Genomic DNA, 19,697 nt, shown 5'->3' on the forward strand with positions numbered 1-19,697 from the left:
GGAGTGCGGCGGCGAACATTTGGCACGTTCGTACGGCGGAGGGTTGGCGTCAACAGTCCGTCAGAGTGGCGATTGACGGTTTTGTGCCCGAGACGGATGACCGTTAGTCGGCTAGAGGGAAATCAGTTTGAACGATGGCCTTATGGCACTGCCGCTATCAACGTCTTTATGCGCTGGAGCGAAGCCTAAGGGGAAGGCAAGCGAGCAGCGATCCGTGCTGCTGCGAGGCCTTGAAAAAAGCGGCTTTAAAGGTTGTGATCGATATCCAGCATGCTGAACGTCACTTTGCCGCCTTCAGTGACGTAGCCGGTGTTGTCCTGCACGTAGACACCTGCCTTGAAGTACAGCGGCTTGTTGCTCCAGGTACTGTTGATCGTGCCACTCCACTGATAACCGGCACCGCTGATGGTCAAGAGACCTGCACGGTTGAGGTGGATAAGGTACGAGAACGGCTGGTTGAGCTTGATGCCCGTGGCAATGGTAATGACCTGGCCCGCTGCATCATCAGGGCGCATGCGCACCTTGGCGACGATGTTGCCGGTGGAACTGTAGGTCTTGTACTGGTATTCCAGCTTTACCATGGGACTGGTGCTGTCCTTGGCGTGGATCTGGCCAATCACCAACTTACCGGTGCTGGGCACTTGGCCGACGGTCAAGGTGGCGGCCAGCTTGTTATCCGCCGCCGGATAAAGCCAATTGCGCAATGTGCCGTCGCTGTTGGTTTCGCGCAGTTCGCTGCGTGGGTAAATAGCATTGGCCGTCGTGGCGCCTGTCACTGGCGCCCAGAAAAACACAGTGCCGGTTTCAGCATTGAAGTACTGGTTCTTGAAGCCTTGAACCAATTGGGAGGTTTGAATGGTCGCCGGTGGGGCGCCTTCGGGAATGCTCAAGTTCCAGGTTGCGAGATCGATCATGTCCAAGTCCTGCGTATCGGGATGTTTAAAGGGTGTATGCCGTGTCGGGAGGCTTTAAACCGCCCTTTGAAGCGTCTCGAAACGCTGGATAGGGCTTTTATTGTTGACCGTGCGGCGAATGTTTGACGTCAATTGACTGTCGTGGATGTCACTGCAGCTTTTGTGCCTAAGCAGGGTGACCGTTAGTCGGCTATTTCGGGCTTTGCCTGGGTGATGGCGTGTTGACACCTACTGCTTTTCAGAAAGCCGGTCTAGAGTGAGATCACTGTATGTTGTCCGCCTGGCTCTATAAGGCGGACATGGCGTCCGATAAGAGAAGCAGCATGGAATGCGCGCAACCCCCGTTTGGCGAAGACAGCTCTGTCCTGCTAATTGTTGATGATTACCCTGAAAACCTGCTCAGCATGCGAGCGCTGTTACAGCGCCCGGATTGGCAGGTCATGACCGCGGCCTCCGGGGTCGAGGCCTTGAACCTACTGCTTGAACATGACATCGACCTGGTGCTGCTGGATGTGCAGATGCCGGACATGGACGGCTTCGAAGTCGCGCGCCTGATGCGCGGCAGCCAGCGGACGCGGCTTACGCCGATTATTTTCCTGACGGCCAATGAGCAATCCCAGGATGCCGTGATCAAGGGCTATGCCAGTGGCGCGGTGGACTATCTGTTCAAGCCGTTCGACCCGCAAATCCTCAAGCCCAAGGTCCATGCCTTGCTGGAGCACCAGCGCAATCGCCGGGCCTTGCAGCGCCTGAGCCAGGATCTGGAAGCCGCCCGGGCCTTCAACGCCTCGGTACTGGACAACGCCGCCGAAGGCATCCTGGTGGTGGATGAGAGTGGGTGCATCCGTTTCGCCAACCCGTCCACGTGCCGTTTGCTCAACGCCACCGCCGACCTGCTGCAAGGGAGGGCGTTCCTGGATTTCCTGCAGAAACCCCACATTCCCGATTGGGCGGGTTCGCAGATTCATACGGCTTATCAGCGGGGTGAAACCTGGCGCCTGCACGACGCAGTGTTGCGTACCGCGCCCGGCCAGCAGGTGTCGGTGGCCTTGTCTTGCGCGCCGTTGTCGTCAGAGCAAAAGGCCATAGTGGTGACGCTCCAGGACATGTCGGTGGTTCGTCACTTGCATCAGCAGCTCGAATTCCAGGCCGTTACTGACCCGCTGACTGGCTTGCTCAACCGCAGGGGGTTTTATCAGACGGCGGAAAACCTGTTGATGCGCAGCGAACGGTCGGAAAGCAACTGGGTGCTGCTGTACCTGGACCTCGATGGCTTCAAGCGCGTCAATGATTCCCTGGGACACGATGCCGGCGACCGAGTGTTGCGCTGGGTGTCGGAACAATTGAAAGCTTGCCTGCGTCCGTTCGACATCCTGGCGCGACTGGGCGGTGATGAGTTCACGGCCTTGCTGGATCTGGAAGTGCCCGAGCAAGCAGCCAAGATTGCCGAAAAGCTCATCGAGCGCGTCTCGGTCTGCCAGCAGATCGAAGGCATGGACGTGGCGTTGGGCGCCAGTATCGGTATTGCGACCTACCCGGACTGCGGCTCCAATCTGGATGGTTTGTTGCGCGCCTCCGACATTGCCATGTACGAAGCCAAGCGTGCCGGTCGCCAGCAATATCGTTTTTACGACCACGAAATGAACGGTCGAGCCCGTTCACGGTTGATGCTTGAAGAAAGCGTGCGCTCGGCAATCGAGAACCGTGACTTCAACATGGTCTATCAGCCGCAAGTGGACATTCGCGACGGGCGAATCCGCGGGTTCGAGGCGCTGTTGCGCTGGCAGCATCCGAGCGTCGGCGATGTGCCTCCGGGCTTGTTCCTGCCCTTGCTGGAGGAGGCGCGACTGATCAGTCGGCTTGGCAGTTGGATTTACCATCGCAGCGCGGCCCAGCGCAAAGTCTGGGAACGCTTTTTCGCCGATGACCTGGTGCTGGCGGTGAGCCTGAGCAGCACCCAGTTCGGCATGCCCAACCTGGTGACCGAACTGCGTCAGGTTCTGGAGCGCCATGCGTTGAAGCCTCGGCAATTGGAGGTCGAGGTGACCGAGGATGCACTGATGCGCAACCCCGACGAGACCCATAAGCAGTTGCGGCTGTTGCGCCACTTGGGGGTGCGGGTCGCGCTGGACGATTTCGGTTCCGGCCCCTGCTCGCTGACGCATCTGCGCGACCTGGAACTCGATACGCTCAAGCTGGACCGGCATTTGATCGCCCGTTTGCCGGACTCGCCACGGGATGCCGCGCTGGCCGCCTCAGTGATTGATTTATGCATTCATCTAGGCTTGCGGGTGATCGCCGAGGGGGTCGAGACCCAGGCGCAATATCAGTGGCTCAAGGACCACGGCTGCGAATACGTGCAGGGCTTTCTCGTCGCGCGGCCCTTGATGGCCGAGGACACCGACGCCTTTGCGCGGCCGTTCGACTGGAGCGCGGTGCAGGCCTGAATTCGCTACACTGGCGGCCTCATTGATTGTGTTGCCGCCCGATGACCGTGCTCAAATACCTCCAGGCGTACCCCGCCGCCCTGCAAGCCCAGGTGCAACAACTGATTGCCCAGGATCGATTGGGTGATTACCTGCGCGAGCGTTATCCCGGCCGCCATCCGATCCAGAGCGACAAGGCTTTGTACGGTTATGCGCTGGACCTCAAGCAGCAATATCTGCGTAACGCCCCGGCAATCGACAAGGTGCTGTTCGACAATCGCCTCGACCTGACTCATCGCGCGCTTGGCTTGCACACGGCGGTGTCGCGAGTGCAGGGCGGCAAGCTCAAGGCCAAGAAGGAAATTCGTATCGCTTCGTTGTTCAAGGACGCGGCACCTGAATTCCTGAAGATGATCGTGGTGCACGAATTGGCCCACTTCAAGGAGTCGGACCACAACAAGGCCTTCTATCAATTGTGCGAGCACATGCTGCCGGGCTACCACCAAGTGGAATTCGACTTGCGGGTTTACCTCACCTGGCGGGATTTGCAACAAGACAAGGAATGACCGAATGGACGTCAGCAAGACCAAGAGCAGCTTCTACCGCCGCTTGTATGTGGCGTACCTGATCGACAGCGACACGGCCAGTAACATCCCCGCCCTCACCGAGGCCACCGGCATGCCCCGGCGCACCGCCCAGGATACTGTCGCGGCACTGGCTGACCTGGACATCACTTGCGAATTCGAGCAAGAGCAGGGCGCCCGGAACCATGCCGGGCGTTACCGGATTCGCGACTGGGGCGCCATTGATCGGCGGTGGATCGAGCAGAATCTGGCTCGGATCAAAGCGGTGCTGGAGTATCCCTGAGGAATTGGGGAATGGCAGCGTTGGCGCCTTTGTGAGCCTTAAGGTCGGTGCATGCCGATGTGTGGAATCCCATCTTCCAGGTACTCGACACCTACCGCTTCAAACCCATACCGCCCGTAATACCCTTGCAGATGCGCCTGGGCCGACAATGAGATCGACGTCCCGGGCCAGTGCCTTTCGGCCTGCTTGAGGGCTTGTTCCATCAGGATGTGCCCCAGCCCCTGACCCCGGGTGTTGGGCGCTATGACGACCCGGCCAATCACCACATCGCTGTTCTGCGAATGGGGGTCGAGCAGGCGAAGGTAGGCCACCAGGTGATTGTCCTGCCATGCCATCAGGTGGCACGTATCGCCCTCCAGATCCAGTCCGTCGACGTCCGGGTAGGCGCAGTTCTGCTCGACGATAAAGACGTCGGCGCGCAGTTTTAGAATGGCGTATAGCTGTTCCTTGTTCAGGTCACTGTGATGTTTGCAGACCCATTCGATTTCCATTTTGAATTTCCTTGAGAACTTGATGCCGATATTAGGCGCCTTGGCCTTGGATGTCTTTCTGCGGTTTGTCGGAAAATGTGCGATAAAGGTCAAAATGCCATCATCGATGTGTCGCGAGTTTGTCTTCTTTGTGTAATCTTCAATCCTTCACTGCGCAGCGGCTTCGATGAGCTAACGTTAGGACCGGATATCCCAGGGTATCCCTTGAGTTTCGGGCTAAAAACAAACCGGGCTTTGAACCCGTCAAGGATGTTTGGCATGCCGCGATTGCATCGAGCTCTTGCTTTGGTCGGGTTGCTGTTGCTGAGCCACAACGCCTGCGCGCAAAAGCTGCGCTTGGTCGCCGATGCCTGGCCGCCCTTTACCGACTCGACGCTGGTCAACGGTGGCTTGGCGACCGATATTGTCACCACTGCGCTGGCGCGGGCGGGGTATGCCAGCGACTTCGAGCAGGTGCCCTGGGCCCGGGCGATGCTGGGCATCAGCGAAGGACGCTATGACGTGCTGATCAACGCCTGGTATGCCGAGGAGCGCACCCATGTGGGCCAGTTCTCGGCCGAATACCTGCTCAATCGCGTGCGCTTCATCAAGCGCAAGGACGCGGACATTGACTTCGATAACCTGCAACAACTGTACGAGTTTCCCATCGCGGTGGTACGCGGTTACGCCTATTCAAAAGCGTTCGATGAGGATGGGCAGGTGCAAAAAGTCCCCGTGCACAACTTTGCGATGGCCGTTCGCATGCTGGTCGCCGACCGGGTGAAGCTGACCCTGGAGGATGAATACGTCGCCCGTTATTACCTGAGTCGTGAATCTGCCAAGGTGCGTAACGCTGTGGAATTCCTGCCCAAGCCGTTGAGCCAGAACAGCCTGCATATCCTGGTCAGCCTGAAGAACCCCGAGCACGAGCAAATCGTGGCTGGGTTTGACCGGGAGATCGCGGCGATGAAAGCCGATGGCAGTTATGCGCGACTGCTGAAGGCGCACGGGATGTAGGGTGCCCGGCCCAAAGTCTTCATGCTTCGCTGGTGTCCTTGATCAGGTGCGCTGCCAGTGTGCGCAACGGTCCCAGTTGGCGGCAGATCAAACCCAGTTGTGTCTGCACCAGCCGCTGGCCCTCGTCGATTTCATCGGGCATTTGCTCCAGCTCACTGGCGAGGGCTTCTTCTTCGTCGCTCTGGATGGCAATCGGTTGCTTGCTCGCCAGGCCCTGGGCGATTTCATCGATGCTCGTCGCCAGTTTCACGCCAGCGCCATCGATCAGTTGCTCGCGAACATCCGCTGGCAACTCGGTGCCCCGGTGGGCGCCCAACCCCGACAGGTAGCTGAGCAGGGTGTGGGACAGCACCAGGAAGCGGAACCCCACATCGGCTTCCTTCCGGAAATGCCCCGGCTCCATCAGCATGTTCGCCAGCGTGGTTGATAGCGCCGCGTCGGCGTTGTGGGCGTTGCGTCGGGCCAGGCGATAGGCCAGGTCGTCGCTTTTGCCCGCCGCATACTGCTGCATGATCTGGCGCAGGTAGATGCTGTTGCAGGTCAGCGTGTTGGCCAGCACTTTGTTCAGTCGCCGACCTTGCCAGTCAGGCAGGAACAGGAACACCGCCAACCCGGCGATCAGGCTGCCAAGCAAGGTATCGAACAGCCTTGGCAGCAGCAGTCCATAGCCGTCGCCGACCTGGTTGAAGCAGAACAGCACCATGATGGTGATTGCCGCTGTCGCCAGGGTGTAGCGCGTGGTGCGGTTGGTAAAGAACACCACCCCGGCGAGGATGGCGAAACACGACTGCACCAGCGGGTTCGGGAACAGGTCGAACAGCGCCCAGGCCACCGTCAGGCCGATGGCGGTGCCGATGATCCGCTGGCCGAGCTTGCGCCGGGTGGCGCCGTAGTTGGGTTGGCAGACGAACAAGGTGGTGAGAATGATCCAATAGCCCTGTGACGGGTGGATCAGATGCACCATGGCGTAACCCACGCTCAGGGCCAGGGGCAAGCGCAGGGCATGACGGAACAGCAACGAGGTGGGCGTCAGTTGAGTGCGCAAGCGCAGCCAGACGTCCTTGAGGTTGCGCGGCGAACGGTCCAGCAGGCTGCTGTCGGTGGCGTCGGCCAGGGCGTCGGGGTTGCTCGCATCGCTGAGCAGGCGGTCCATGGTGCCGAGGTTTACCGACAAGGCCCGCAACGAGCGCAGCAAACCGCGCCAGGCCGGGTTGCTCTGGATGCGCAGATGCTCAAGGGACGCGTGCAAATCGTTCAAGGCTTCGGCGAAGCTGTCGTCGTAGACAAACGGCTGGCGCAGCTGGATCGACTCGGCCAGTGCCTGGCAGGCTTTGCCTTGCTGGCGTAGCAGGCGTTGGCAGCGGAACAGCACGTCACTGTGGAAAAAAGCTTCGGCCAGGGCGTTGTAGGGATAGTGCGAAGAACTGGCGCGTTCGTGGATGTCCTGCGCGAGGAAGTACAACTTCAGGTAGCGGCTGACTTTCGAGCCCGGCCGGCCATTGCCGACGCGATGCAGGATGATTTCCTTGGCGTTGTTGAGCGCGGCGACCACGCGGCCGTTCTGTTGGGCCAGTTCCAGGCGTCGGGCTTCGATATCCAGGTGGCGGATCGGCTCAAGCAGCGATGACTTGAGTTTCAGGTAGCGCCCCAGTTCGCGGAACAGTCGCGCCAGGCTCTGCTGCACCGGCTGGTTGGAAAACAACGCATGCCACAGCACCGAGAGCAGGCCATACCACGCGGCGCCGGCCACCAGCAGCAAGGGCTCATGCCAGAAATCAGTGATCGCGCCGCCGCGCTGATCCACGCCGATCATCGTATAGACGGAAAGAATCAGGGTGGCCGAGGCAATCGCGCCATAACGCTCGCCCAAGGCGCCGAGCATGGTCAGGCCAAAAGCCGCCAGGGCCAGGGCGATGATGAACAGGATTGGGTAGGGAAACAGCAACTCCACCGACAGCGCGGCGACAGTGAAACAGACCAGCGTCACGGCCAGCGCATTGAGACGGCCCTGCCAACTGTCGTCGGTCTCGGCCAGGGCGCTGGCGATGATGCCCAGGAACAGCGGGATCAGCAGCGCCATCTGATCCAGATACCAGCACAACCCCATGCTGCCGGTCAGGGCGATGAACACCCGCACGCTATAACTGAATTTGTCCAACGCCCAGAGGCGACGCAAGGATTGGCTAAACGAGGTCGATGACATGAAGTGCAAGGGCCTGACGGGCAATGACGCTAAATTGAGGCAGTAATGACGCCGATGCAATGGCGGCGATCACTTGCGACAGCAAAAAGTGTTCCGGGATGCAATGACGCACCTCGCCACAGAGGCAGGCTCAATGTAGGTGAGGTCAGACGTACTGCGCCGCCGCATAGCCGGAAGCCCAGGCCCATTGGAAATTGAATCCGCCCAGATGGCCTGTGACGTCCAGCACTTCACCAATGAAATACAGCCCTGGGCTTTTGAGCGATTCCATGGTCTTGGACGAGACTTCCCGCGTGTCGACGCCGCCCAAGGTGACTTCGGCGGTGCGATAGCCTTCGGTGCCGGCAGGGATCACGTTCCAGCTCGCCAGTTTCTCTGCGATGTCGGCCAGCTCCGAGTGGGTGTATTGCTTCATCGGTTTGGAGACGAACCAGGTATCGGCCAGCAGGTTGGCCATTTTTTTGGTGAACAGCTCGCCCAGCAGCGTCTTGAGTTCGCTGTTGGGGCGTTCGGCCTGTTGCTGTTGCAGCCATTGCGGCACGTCGTGGTCGGGCAGCAGGTTGATTTGCACCGTGTCGCCCGGCTCCCAGAACGACGAAATCTGCAAGATCGCTGGGCCGCTCAGGCCGCGATGGGTGAACAGAATGTTCTCGCGAAAACTCTGGTCGTTGCAGCTGACCAGGCAATCCACCGACGTGCCGGAAAGCTCGGTGCAGAGGGCCTTGAGCTGATCGGTGATGGTGAACGGCACCAGCCCGGCGCGGGTTGGCAGCAACTGATGCCCAAACTGTTTCGCCACCTGATAACCGAAGCCGGTGGCGCCCAGGGTTGGGATGGACAGCCCGCCGGTGGCAATCACCAGGGATTGGCAGCAGATGGTTCCAAGGGTGGTTTGCAACAAGTAACCGCTTTCGGCTTTTTCGATCTGTTGGACTGAGGTGTCCAGGTGCAAGCTCACGCCGGCCTGGTCACACTCGTCCAGCAGGATCCCGAGGATGTCGCTGGATTTGTTATCGCAGAACAACTGGCCGAGTTTTTTCTCGTGGTAGGGCACGCCGTGCTTGGCCACCAGTGCGATGAAATCCCACTGGGTGTAACGGGCCAGGGCCGATTTGCAGAAGTGCGGGTTCTGCGAGAGAAAGTTGCCAGGTTCGGTGTACATGTTGGTGAAATTGCAGCGCCCACCGCCCGACATGAGGATTTTCTTGCCGGCCTTGTTGGCGTGGTCCAGCAACATCACTTGCCGCCCGCGCCCGGCGGCGGTTAGCGCACACATCAACCCTGCGGCGCCAGCGCCAATGATCACGACTTCGGTAGAGCGCAAAACGGTGTCCTCTCAGCTTACTCACGATCATTCCCACGCTCTGCGTGGGAATGCATCCTGTGACGCTCTGCGTCACATCATCAGAGAATCCGCACCCGCAACGAGCGGCCCTTGATCTTGCCATCGTTCAGACGCTGCAACGCCTGTTTGGCGATGCCGCGTTCCACTGCCACATAGGCCTGGAAATCGAAAATCGCGATCTTGCCGACCTGGGCGCCGGGAATTCCGGCATCGCCGGTCAGGGCACCGAGGATGTCGCCGGGGCGGACCTTGTCCTTGCGCCCGGCGCCGATGCACAGGGTGCTCATGGCCGGCAGCAGCGGACCGCCACCCTGGGACTTGAGGTTGTCCAGTTGGTCCCAGCTCAGCGGCGACTTCTGCAACTGCTCGATGGCCTGGGCGCGATGGGCTTCAGACGGCGCCACCAGGCTAATGGCGATGCCTTTCTCACCGGCGCGGCCGGTGCGGCCAACGCGGTGGATGTGGATTTCCGAATCCCGGGCCAGTTCTACGTTGATCACCATGTCCAGCGCGTCGATGTCCAGGCCGCGCGCGGCCACGTCGGTGGCGACCAGCACCGAGGTGCTGCGGTTGGCGAACATGGCCAGCACCTGGTCACGGTCGCGCTGTTCCAGGTCGCCGTGCAGGCCGACGGCGGAGATGCCCTTGGACGTCAAATGGTCAACGGTCTCCTGGACCTGCTGCTTGGTGAAGCAGAAGGCCACGCAGGAGGCCGGGCGGAAATGCGCGAGCACCTTGACCACTGCGTCCATGCGCTCCTCGGGGGAGATCTCGTAGAAGCGCTGCTCGATCTGCGCGTCGGAGTGGAACGCCTCGGCCTTCACTTGCTGCGGGTTGCGCATGAACTTGGACGACAGTTGCTTGATCCCCACCGGATAAGTGGCGGAAAACAGCAGGGTCTGGCGACGCTCCGGGGTCTGCTGGATGATGTCTTCGATGGCGTCGTAGAAACCCATATCGAGCATGCGGTCGGCTTCGTCGAGGATCAGCGTGTTCAAGCCATCGAGCACCAGCGAGCCCTTGCGCAGGTGCTGCTGGATACGCCCCGGCGTGCCGACGATGATGTGGGCGCCGTGCTCGAGGGAGGCGATCTGCGGGCCGAAGGAGACGCCGCCGCACAAGGTCAGGACCTTGATGTTGTCTTCGGCGCGGGCCAGGCGACGGATTTCCTTGGCGACCTGGTCGGCCAGCTCGCGGGTTGGGCACATCACCAATGCCTGGCAGCCGAAGAAGCGTGGGTTGATCGGGTTCAGCAGGCCGATGCCGAAGGCCGCGGTCTTGCCGCTGCCGGTCTTGGCCTGGGCGATCAGGTCCATGCCCTTGAGAATCACCGGCAAGCTTTGCGCCTGGATCGGCGTCATCTGGGCATAACCGAGTGATTCGAGGTTAGCCAGCATGGCGGCGGACAGCGGCAAAGTATTAAAAGCGGTGGCAATGGTGGTCACGGGACTGGCCTGCAAAACAAAATGTCGCGCAGTGTAGCAGCCTCGTGCCACTTTCTTCGAACGTTCTGGACGAGCTGTGGCGCAGTTCCAAAGCGGACAGATTTCCCTGTGGCGAGGGAGCTTGCTCCCGCTGGGGTGCGAAGCGCCCCCAAACCGACACCACGGTGTACCTGAAGGATCGCATCGCCTGGTTTGCGACTGCTGCGCAGCCGAGCGGGAGCAAGCTCCCTCGCCACAAAAGCGACCTGGCTTTATCGAAGCTAGTGCTCGATATGCTCATCCGGCCGCTTCACCCGCCGTCCGTCTTCCCGTGACAACTGCGAGAAAATCGTCGCCGCCAGCATCGCCATGATCCCCACTGTCACGAATGTCAGTTGGAACGCACCCAATACCGTATCCACGCCATCGTTGCCAACCTGGGCGGTGAAACCGCCGAGCAGGGCGCCGGCGCAGGCCACGCCAAGGCTCAGTGAGAGTTGCGCCACCACCGACAACAGGCTGTTGCCGCTGCTGGCGCTGGCGTCGTCCAGGTCGATCAGGGTCACGGTGTTCATCGCGGTGAATTGCAGCGAGTTGATCGCCCCCAGCACCGCCAGTTGCGCCAGCAGCAGCCAGTACGGCGTCTGTTCGCTGACCAGGCCCATGCTCGCCAGCATCAGGCCCAGGGCCAAGGTGTTGCTGGTCAACACGGCGCGGTAGCCAAAACGTTCGATCAACGGTCGGGCCACGGACTTGGCGACCATGGCCGCCGCCGCCAAGGGCAGCATGCTCATGCCAGCCTGGGACGGTGAATAGCCCAGCGCTACTTGCAACAGCAGCGGCACGAGGAACGGCAGGGCACCGCTGCCCAGGCGCGCGAACAGGTTGCCGAGGATGCCCACGGCGAAGGTCCGGGTCTTGAACAACGACGGCGGGAACAACGCGTTCTCGACATGCCCGGCCCGCAACCAGTACGCCGCCAGGCAGGCCATGCCGCCAAACAGCAGCAACATCACCCGCAGGTGCGGCAAGTGCAGTTCACCGAGGCCTTCCATGGCGATGGTGATGAGCACCATCGCCGCGCCGAACAGCAGGAACCCCAGCCCATCGAACCGCGTGCGCTCGCTGCCACGCAGGTCGGGGATGAACTTCCACACGGCGTAACAGCCGATCACGCCCACCGGCAGGTTGATGATGAAGATCCAGTGCCAGGTCAGGTATTCCACCATCCAGCCGCCCATGGTCGGCCCGATCAGTGGGCCGAGCAGGCCGGGGATGGTGATGAAGCCCATGATCCGCACCAGCTCCGAGCGTGGATACGCCCGCAACACCACCAGCCTGCCCACCGGCAGCATCAATGCACCGCCCAGGCCTTGGACGATCCGGGCGCCGATCAGCATGCTCAATGAGTTCGACAAGGCGCACAGCAGCGAGCCGAAGCTGAACAACAGGATCGCCCCGAAGAAAATCTTCTTGGTGCCGAAACGGTCGGCGATCCAGCCCGATGCCGGGATCAGCAACGCCACGGTGAGCATGTAGGCAATGATCACGCCCTGCATGCGCAGCGGGTTTTCCGCCAGGTCGCTGGCCATGGCGGGCAGGGCGGTGTTGAGGATGGTCCCGTCCAGGGACTGCATGAAGAAAGCAATCGCCACGACCCACGGAAGCCAGCGGGCGGTGACGGCGTCGAGTGGGGCGCGGTTGGGCATGGGACCTCTTGTATGAAAAGTGAACAGTTACCTGTGGTGAGGGATCTTGAAAAAAATGAACAGCTACCCGTGGCCAGGACGCTCTTGTGGCGAGGGAGCTTGCTCCCGCTGGGGGGCGAAGCACCCCCAACCGGCCAACACGGTATGCCTGAAAGATCGCGTCGCCTGGATTACGACTGCTTCGCAGCCGAGCGGGAGCAAGCTCCCTCGCCACAGGAGGGTGAAGCCATCTTCTTGGTGCTACAGCGTCAACGTCAACCGTTTCACCAACGCCCCCGGCAACAACATCGAGGCCGTGGCCCGCTGGCTGTAGGTGCTGGCCGAGAGCAGAAGTTCCCGCTCTCGGGTCAGGGCTTCCAGTTGCGAGCCGAGCAGGCTATAGGCACTGTCGTCGAAACGCATGGTGCTGACCGGTGCCTGGATCTGGCCGTTCTCGACCCAGAACGTGGCGAAGCGGGTCATGCCGGTCAGGCGCGCGGCCGGTTGGTCGGAATAATTCAGATACCACAGGTTACTGATGTACAAGCCAGTGCCGAGTTCCTCAAGCACATGCCTTTGCTCCAGGTGACCTTCTTTCATTTCCAGCGCTGTCGGGTATTCGTAGCTGCTGGCGCCGTTGGCGGTGACGCCGTATTCGGCGGCGCTGCGGGAATTGACCAACCGGGCATTGGCCGTGCCCTTGGCAATCAGCGCCAGGTCATCGCGTGGATAGCCTTCGTCGGAAAATGCCGGGCTCAAGGAGCCGCTGACCTGCTCCGTCAGCCACACGTTGGGGCTGAAGTTGGCTTCGTTGGCATAGAACTTCTGCAGCGGGCTTTGCTTGCTGGCGATTGCCCGCGCCGAGAACCCACCCCAACTGAGCATGCCCATGATTTCCTCCAGCGCAGCCGGCGCCAGGTAGGCGCGGTACTCGCCAGGCGGCAGCGTGCGCAGTGGCTGGCCGAGAAACGCCAGTTGTTCGCGGGCTTGCTCGAAGCGCCGGGCGAATTCCTCACTGCTCCATGCGTGCCCGGCATAGCTTGCCTTTACGGCCTGGCCGTTGTCATGAAACAAGCTGAAGTCGAAATTGAAGCTGTTGGCCTGATGCCAGCCAAATGTCCCCGAGGAACTGGCGAAGCCACGGCTGATGGGGCCGGCGGCGTAAAAACCGACCAGGTCCAGGCCTTCGGCGGCGTGGGTGATTTCTGCGACGGCCTGCGAGGTCTCGGGCAGCGGATGATCCTGCACATTGTTGCTCTGCCAGTGATTGTGGTTGAGCAGCAGGTAGGGATCGGCTGGCAGCAGCGGCAAGGTGTCGCGCAATTGTTGCAAGCCTTCGGCCAAGCGTTGCAGGTCGGTCCAGGTGTCGCCGGACAAGGTGATCTGCAAGTCGGCATGACGGCCCTCGTCGATCAACTTGAGACTGACGTTGGCCTGCTGCACCTGTCCGGCCTGGCGAACCTTGCCGTGGTTGAAACGCACGAAAGCCGAGGATTCGGCGGCATAGCCCAGGGTGAATTGTTCAGGGCCGTGCAATGCATTGCGCAACCAATCGACCAACGCCTTGAACGCCCCTGACTCATTGGTGACCGTACTCATCAGGCGTCTCCCCCAAACACATCGATATTGCTGAATACACAGGCCGGCGACGCGTGGCCGACGCGGATCACCTGGTTCGGCTCGCCCTTGCCACAGTTTGGCGTGCCCAGGACTTGCGACGTGCTGAAATCGCCCACCGCCTTCAGGCTCTTCCAGAATTGCGCGGAGATGCCTCGGTAGTTGGGGTTCTTCACCACGCCCTTGAGCTCGCCGTTCTCGATCAATTGGCCCCATTCGCAGCCGAACTGGAATTTGTTGCGAGCGTCGTCGATCGACCAGGAGCGGTTGGTCCGCATCAGCACACCGTGCTCGATGCCCTGGATCAATTGCTCCAGGGTCTGGTCGCCGGGCTCGATGTTCAGGTTCGCCATGCGGTCGATGGGCGGCCGATTCCAACCGCAGGCGCGGCTGTTGGCGACACCGTCGAGGCCGGCGCGAAACTGCGACAACGCTCCTCCCAAGGGACGCAGCAACAGGCCTTCTCGAATCAGGAACTGCTTGCTCGCGGCGGTGCCGTCGTCGTCATGGCTGTAACTGGCCAGTTCTTCGGGAATGTCCGGGTCGAAGGTCACGTTCAGCAGATTGGAGCCGTATTGCAGCTGTCCAAAATCGCTGGTCTTGACGAAGCTGGTGCCGGCGTAATTGCGCTCGTCCCCCAGGATGCGGTCCAGTTCCAGCGGATGACCGATGGACTCGTGGATCTGCAGCATCATCTGGTCGGGCATCAGCAGCAGGTCGCGCGGCCCTTGCGGGGTGTTCGGCGCCATCAGCAGTTGCAGGGCCTGGTCGGCGATTTTTGGCCCGGCACCGATCAGGCCGCAGCGGCGGATGACATCGAAGCCGCCTTGCTGGCCGAAGTTCTCGCGGCCCAAGGTTCGGGTCTGGCTGTCTTGCCCGTCGAAAGCGGTCACGTCCAAAGCCGGGTAAATGTAACGCTGGGCCTGGCGCAGTTCGGCGCCAGCACTGTTGAGGTAGATCTGTTCGACCTGGGTCAGGCCAATGCTCACTTGCCAGTTCACCAGGCGCTCGTCCGCCGGCACTGCAGCCGACTCGTCGCCGAGTAACTGGTAGCAATCGCCCAGGGGTAGGAAGGCCTCGTCGAAATGAGGAGAGAAATAATCGGCGCGGTCGCTGGACACCGGTTGCTCGCGCAAGTCGAGCAAGGCGTGGGGCTTGAGCTGGCGGGCCTGTTGCTCGGCCCGTGCCAGCGCCGCTTGCAGACCGGCCTGGGACAAGTCGTTGGTGGCCGCATAAGCCTCGACGCCGTTGACTCGCACGGTGAGCATTGCGCCTTCGTCGCGACTCAGGCTGGGCGGTTCGGCGACATTCTTGCGCACCGACAGGTGCTGGCCGGACTCGCGGACAAAACGCAAGGAGAAGAACTCGGCGCCCGTGCGCAGCGCAGCAAACCGCTGCTTGAGCTGGGGGTGGAAATCGAACATGGAACCTCCTTGTCTGGAGTGGCGGTGCAGCGAGGTGCGGCGCGTTGACGCGGCGGCCCTAGATTAGGCCTGGGGCGGGGGAGGGATCAAGGCGAATGGGGATTTGCGGTGTCAGGTTGGATGCCATCGCGAGCCTGCTCGCGATGGCCGTCCTGGGTCTTACTGGGCGCTGGCCGCTACTTCACGCAATGGCTTGCCGCGCACCGGCGCATCGCCGGCCACGTAGTACGGTGCGGTGCTGCGTGGCAGGGGCTGGCGACCACGGATCTTGTCGGCGATTTTCTCGGCGATCATGATCGTCGGGGCGTTCAGGTTGCCGGTGGTGATGATCGGCATGATCGAAGCATCGACTACTCGCAATCCCTGCATGCCATGCACACGGCCTTCGCTGTCCACCACGGCCATGTCGTCGGTGCCCATCTTGCAAGAGCAGGACGGATGGAACGCGGTTTCGGCGTGTTCGCGGATGAACTGGTCCAGTTGCTCGTCCGTCTGCACTTCGATGCCCGGGCTGATCTCGCGACCACGGAACGGGTCGAGCGCCGGTTGCTGCATGATCTCGCGGGTCAGGCGGATGCCATCGCGAAACTCCTGCCAATCCTGCTCGGTGGCCATGTAGTTGAACAGGATGCTCGGGTGCTGGCGCGGGTCCTTGGACTTGGCCTGGATCCGACCACGGCTTGGCGAACGCATGGAGCCCATGTGCGCCTGGAAACCGTGCTCCTTCACGCCGTTGCTGCCGTTGTAGTTAATCGCTACCGGAAGGAAGTGATACTGGATGTTCGGCCATTCAAAATCAGGACGGGAGCGGATGAAACCGCCGGCCTCGAACTGGTTGCTGGCGCCGATGCCGGTGCCGTTGAACAGCCACTCGGCGCCGATGGCCGGCTGGTTGTACCAGAGCAGCGACGGGTACAGCGAGACCGGTTGGGTGCAGGCGTATTGCAGGTACAGCTCCAAGTGGTCCTGAAGGTTTTCGCCGACGCCCGGCAGGTCGTGGACCACCGGGATGTCGAGGCTTTCGAGCAATTTCGCCGGGCCGACGCCGGAGCGCTGCAGGATCTGCGGCGAGGCGATGGCGCCAGAGCACAGCAGCACTTCCTTGCGCGCCCGGGCTTCGACGCGCTCTTCAGCGGCGCCCACCAGATAATGGACGCCTACGGCGCGCTTGCCTTCGAACACGATTTTGTCGGTCAAGGCGTGGGTGACGATGGTCAGTGTGGAGCGCTTCTTGGCGATGTCCAGGTAACCGCGCGCGGTGCTGGCGCGACGGCCGTTGGGCGTAACGGTGCGGTCCATCGGGCCGAACCCTTCCTGCTGGTAGCCGTTGAGGTCTTCGGTTCGCGGGTAACCGGCTTGCACGCCGGCTTCGACCATGGCGTGGAACAGCGGGTTATTGCCGGGCTTGGGCGTGGTCACGCTGACCGGGCCGTCGCCACCGTGGTAGTCATTCGGGCCGATGTCCCGAGTCTCCGCTTTTCTGAAGTAGGGCAGGCAGTCCAGGTAAGCCCAGTCCTCGAGGCCAGGCAGTTTTGCCCAGTTGTCATAGTCCAGGGCGTTGCCGCGGATGTAGCACATGCCGTTGATCAACGAAGAGCCGCCCAGGCCCTTGCCGCGACCGCATTCCATGCGGCGGCCGTTCATGTGTGGCTCCGGATCGGTCTCGTAGGCCCAGTTGTAGCGGCGGCCTTGCAGCGGGAACGCCAGGGCGGCAGGCATTTGCGTGCGGAAGTCGAGGCGATAATCCGGGCCGCCGGCCTCGAGCAGCAGGACGCTGACGCCTTCGTCTTCGGTCAGGCGGGTGGCCAGGGTGTTACCGGCCGAGCCGGCACCGATGATGATGTAATCGAATTCTTGGGACATGAAATGTACCCTCTTCTGGAATTGGGTTCAGGTCGCGGTTGTCGAGTGCCGCATTCACTGTGGCGAGGGAGCTTGCTCCCGCTCGGCTGCGCAGCAGTCGTAAAACAGGGCGACCATGTTCTGTCTGGAGAACCGTGGGGCCTGAAGTGGGGCCGCTTCGCGGCCCAGCGGGAGCAAGCTCCCTCGCCACAAAAGCCCTCACTCCAGATCCCGTGTCAGATCAGAACACCGACGCGTAATCGCCCATTTCGACCTGTACCGACTTGATGCGGGTGAAGTTATTCAGCGAGCTGATGCCGTTCTCCCGGCCGACGCCCGATTGCTTGTAGCCACCGACCGGCATCTCCGCCGCCGATTCGCCCCAGGCGTTGATCCAGCAGATGCCGGCTTCGAGCTGGTGGATCACGCGGTGGGCGCGGTTCAGGTCGCGGGTCACGACGCCGGCGGCCAGGCCGAAGTCGGTGTCGTTGGCGCGGCGGATCACTTCTTCTTCGGTGTCATAGGTGAGGATGCTCATCACCGGGCCGAAGATTTCTTCGCGCACGATGGTCATCTCATCGGTGCAATCGGTGAACACGGTCGGCGCGACGAATGCGCCCTTGGCAAGGTCGCCATCGGTCAAGCGACCGCCGCCGCACAGCAAGCGCGCGCCTTCGGCTTTGCCCTTCTCGATGTAGCCCAGCACGCTTTCCATGTGGGCGAAGCTCACCAGCGGGCCGAAATTGGTGTTTTCGTCTTCCGGGTTGCCGATGCGGATGCGCGCCACGCGCTCGGCGATCTTGGCTTCGAACGCAGCCTTCAGGTGGCTCGGCACGAACACGCGGGTGCCGTTGGTGCAGACTTGGCCGGAGCTGTAGAAGTTGGCCATCATCGCGGTGTCGGCGGCGCGGTCCAGGTCGGCGTCGTCGAAGATGATCAGCGGCGACTTGCCGCCCAGCTCCATGGTCACGTCCTTGAGCGAAGAGCTCGAAGCGCTGGCCATGACTTTCTTGCCGGTGTCGGTGCCGCCGGTGAAGGAGATTTTCTCGATGCGCGGATGCTCGGTCAGCCAGGTGCCGACTTCCCGGCCGCTGCCGGTCAGTACGTTGAACACGCCCGCTGGAACGCCGGCTTCGGTGTAGATCTCGGCCAGTTTCAGGGTGGTCAGGGAGGTGACTTCGCTTGGCTTGAAAATCATGGCGTTGCCGGCGGCCAGGGCCGGTGCGGATTTCCACAGGGCGATCTGGATCGGGTAGTTCCACGCGCCGATGCCGGCGACCACGCCCAGGGGCTCGCGACGGGTGTAGACGAATGAAGTGGTGCGCAGCGGAACCTGCTCGCCTTCGATGGCAGGCACCAGCCCAGCGTAGTATTCCAGCACGTCGGCGCCGGTGACGATGTCGACGTATTTGGTTTCGGAGAAGGACTTGCCAGTGTCCAGGGTTTCCAGGGCCGCCAGCTCATCGTTGCGCTCGCGCAGGATGTCCACGGCGCGGCGCAGGATGCGCGAACGCTGCATGGCGGTCATCGCCGCCCAGATTTTCTGGCCCTTTTCGGCGCTGACCACGGCGCGCTCGACGTCCTCGAAGGTCGCGCGCTGCACCAGGGCGAGTACTTCACCGTTGGCCGGGTTGATGGCTTCGAAGGTGGCGTCGCCGCTGGCATCGCTGTACGCGCCATCGATGTAGAGTTTTTGCAGTTCGAAACGGGCCATAAAGTCCTCGCAAGTGCATAAGTGGTTGGCTTGACCACCGGGCGTGTCGTTTATAGCTGACTACGCGGTTCGGTGGCGGTTCAGGAGTCGAGCCGTTCTGCGTGCTCTGGTTCCCCTGCCTTGGCCAGTTGGAAATCCATGTATTCGTAAGCGATCTGGTGTGCCTGGGCGGTATCGAACGCGTCTCCCGACAGCGCCCCGCGCAGCCACAACCCGTCAATCAGAGCGGCCAGGCCCCGTGCAGCGCTGCGTGCCTGGTCAACGGGCAACACGCGGCGGAACTGGCAACACAAGTTGGAATACAGACGGTGATCGTTGATCCGCTGCAACCTGTGCAAAGACGGGTGGTGCATGCTGGTGGCCCAGAAGGCCAGCCAGGTTTTCATCGCCGGGCCATTCACCTGGCTGGCGTCGAAGTTGCCTTCGATGATCACCTTCAGGTGAGCTCGCGGGCTCGAGTCCGTCAGGGCTTGACGCCGCGCGGTGACGTTCTCGCTCAAGACACTCATCAGGTACTGGGCCGTGGCCGCGATCAGGCCGTTCTTGTCCTGAAAGTAGTGACTGATGATGCCGTTCGAAACACCGGCCAAACGGGCGATCAGCGCAATGCTGGCGTCCCCCATTCCAACCTGATCGACGGCCTGCAAAGTGGCTTCGATCAATTGCTGGCGGCGGATGGGTTGCATACCGACCTTGGGCATTTGAAACATCTCCTTAGGCCATCGGGCGCACAAGTGTGGTCCGCC

15 protein-coding genes are annotated in these 19,697 nt (G+C 61.6%); 4 read left to right on the top strand and 11 right to left on the bottom strand.

The window, feature by feature from the left end; translation table 11 throughout:
* Window positions 1–245: 245 nt before the first annotated feature.
* Window positions 246–914 (bottom strand): polysaccharide lyase family 7 protein, encoded by a 669-nt coding sequence (locus tag HU742_RS01355; RefSeq protein ID WP_186634236.1) that lies wholly within the window; start codon window positions 912–914, stop codon window positions 246–248.
* 323 nt (window positions 915–1,237) lie between these two features.
* On the opposite strand from HU742_RS01355, the gene HU742_RS01360 reads away from it, so the two are divergent.
* From HU742_RS01360 to HU742_RS01370, 3 genes are read left to right on the top strand one after another with little or no spacing between them, the layout of a single operon-like run.
* Entirely contained in the window at window positions 1,238–3,361 is a 2,124-nt protein-coding gene (locus tag HU742_RS01360) for a putative bifunctional diguanylate cyclase/phosphodiesterase (protein WP_186643478.1), read from the top strand.
* A gap of 41 nt (window positions 3,362–3,402) precedes the next feature.
* On the top strand, window positions 3,403–3,906 hold the full coding sequence (locus tag HU742_RS01365) for a M48 metallopeptidase family protein (RefSeq protein WP_186612981.1): 504 nt from the start codon (window positions 3,403–3,405) through the stop codon (window positions 3,904–3,906).
* Window positions 3,907–3,910: 4 nt separating this feature from the next.
* Entirely contained in the window at window positions 3,911–4,207 is a 297-nt protein-coding gene (locus HU742_RS01370; RefSeq protein ID WP_186643479.1) for a winged helix-turn-helix domain-containing protein, read from the top strand.
* 38 nt (window positions 4,208–4,245) lie between these two features.
* On the opposite strand, the gene HU742_RS01375 is transcribed toward HU742_RS01370, so the two are convergent.
* Complete coding sequence (locus HU742_RS01375; RefSeq protein WP_186643480.1) at window positions 4,246–4,698, bottom strand: GNAT family N-acetyltransferase; 453 nt, start codon at window positions 4,696–4,698, stop codon at window positions 4,246–4,248.
* A 258-nt stretch (window positions 4,699–4,956) separates the two neighbouring features.
* On the opposite strand from HU742_RS01375, the gene HU742_RS01380 reads away from it, so the two are divergent.
* Window positions 4,957–5,694, top strand: a complete 738-nt coding sequence (locus HU742_RS01380) for a substrate-binding periplasmic protein (RefSeq protein ID WP_186634248.1) — start codon at window positions 4,957–4,959, stop codon at window positions 5,692–5,694.
* Window positions 5,695–5,713: 19 nt separating this feature from the next.
* Here HU742_RS01380 and yccS read toward each other — a convergent pair whose 3' ends face one another.
* The 9 genes from yccS to betI form a co-directional block, all read right to left on the bottom strand.
* On the bottom strand, window positions 5,714–7,897 hold the full coding sequence (yccS, locus tag HU742_RS01385) for a YccS family putative transporter (RefSeq protein ID WP_186634250.1): 2,184 nt from the start codon (window positions 7,895–7,897) through the stop codon (window positions 5,714–5,716).
* Window positions 7,898–8,042: 145 nt separating this feature from the next.
* A complete protein-coding gene (locus tag HU742_RS01390; RefSeq protein ID WP_186643481.1) occupies window positions 8,043–9,221 on the bottom strand; it encodes a BaiN/RdsA family NAD(P)/FAD-dependent oxidoreductase in 1,179 nt (392 codons plus the stop codon).
* Between the two features lie 80 nt (window positions 9,222–9,301).
* Window positions 9,302–10,639, bottom strand: a complete 1,338-nt coding sequence (dbpA, locus tag HU742_RS01395) for an ATP-dependent RNA helicase DbpA (RefSeq protein WP_238340361.1) — start codon at window positions 10,637–10,639, stop codon at window positions 9,302–9,304.
* Window positions 10,640–10,947: 308 nt separating this feature from the next.
* A complete protein-coding gene (mdtD, locus tag HU742_RS01400) occupies window positions 10,948–12,375 on the bottom strand; it encodes a multidrug transporter subunit MdtD (RefSeq protein WP_186634256.1) in 1,428 nt (475 codons plus the stop codon).
* 240 nt (window positions 12,376–12,615) lie between these two features.
* Window positions 12,616–13,953: a TldD/PmbA family protein gene (locus tag HU742_RS01405; RefSeq protein WP_186643482.1), complete on the bottom strand. Its 1,338-nt coding sequence runs from the start codon at window positions 13,951–13,953 to the stop codon at window positions 12,616–12,618.
* Window positions 13,953–15,395, bottom strand: a complete 1,443-nt coding sequence (locus HU742_RS01410; protein ID WP_186643483.1) for a TldD/PmbA family protein — start codon at window positions 15,393–15,395, stop codon at window positions 13,953–13,955. The genes HU742_RS01405 and HU742_RS01410 overlap by 1 nt, the downstream gene beginning before the upstream one ends.
* A 159-nt stretch (window positions 15,396–15,554) precedes the next feature.
* Window positions 15,555–17,258 carry a choline dehydrogenase gene (betA, locus tag HU742_RS01415; protein WP_186634264.1) on the bottom strand — a complete coding sequence of 568 codons (1,704 nt, stop codon included), beginning with the start codon at window positions 17,256–17,258 and terminating at the stop codon, window positions 15,555–15,557.
* 220 nt (window positions 17,259–17,478) lie between these two features.
* The gene (gene betB / locus HU742_RS01420) at window positions 17,479–18,951 is read right to left on the bottom strand and encodes a betaine-aldehyde dehydrogenase (RefSeq protein WP_186643484.1); all 1,473 of its coding nucleotides are present in this window, start codon (window positions 18,949–18,951) and stop codon (window positions 17,479–17,481) included.
* An 80-nt stretch (window positions 18,952–19,031) separates the two neighbouring features.
* Window positions 19,032–19,652 (bottom strand): transcriptional regulator BetI, encoded by a 621-nt coding sequence (gene betI, locus HU742_RS01425; protein ID WP_186612959.1) that lies wholly within the window; start codon window positions 19,650–19,652, stop codon window positions 19,032–19,034.
* Between the last annotated feature and the right edge of the window lie 45 nt (window positions 19,653–19,697).

Origin of the sequence: Pseudomonas marvdashtae (genome assembly GCF_014268655.2) — a bacterium.
GTDB lineage: Bacteria > Pseudomonadota > Gammaproteobacteria > Pseudomonadales > Pseudomonadaceae > Aquipseudomonas > Aquipseudomonas marvdashtae.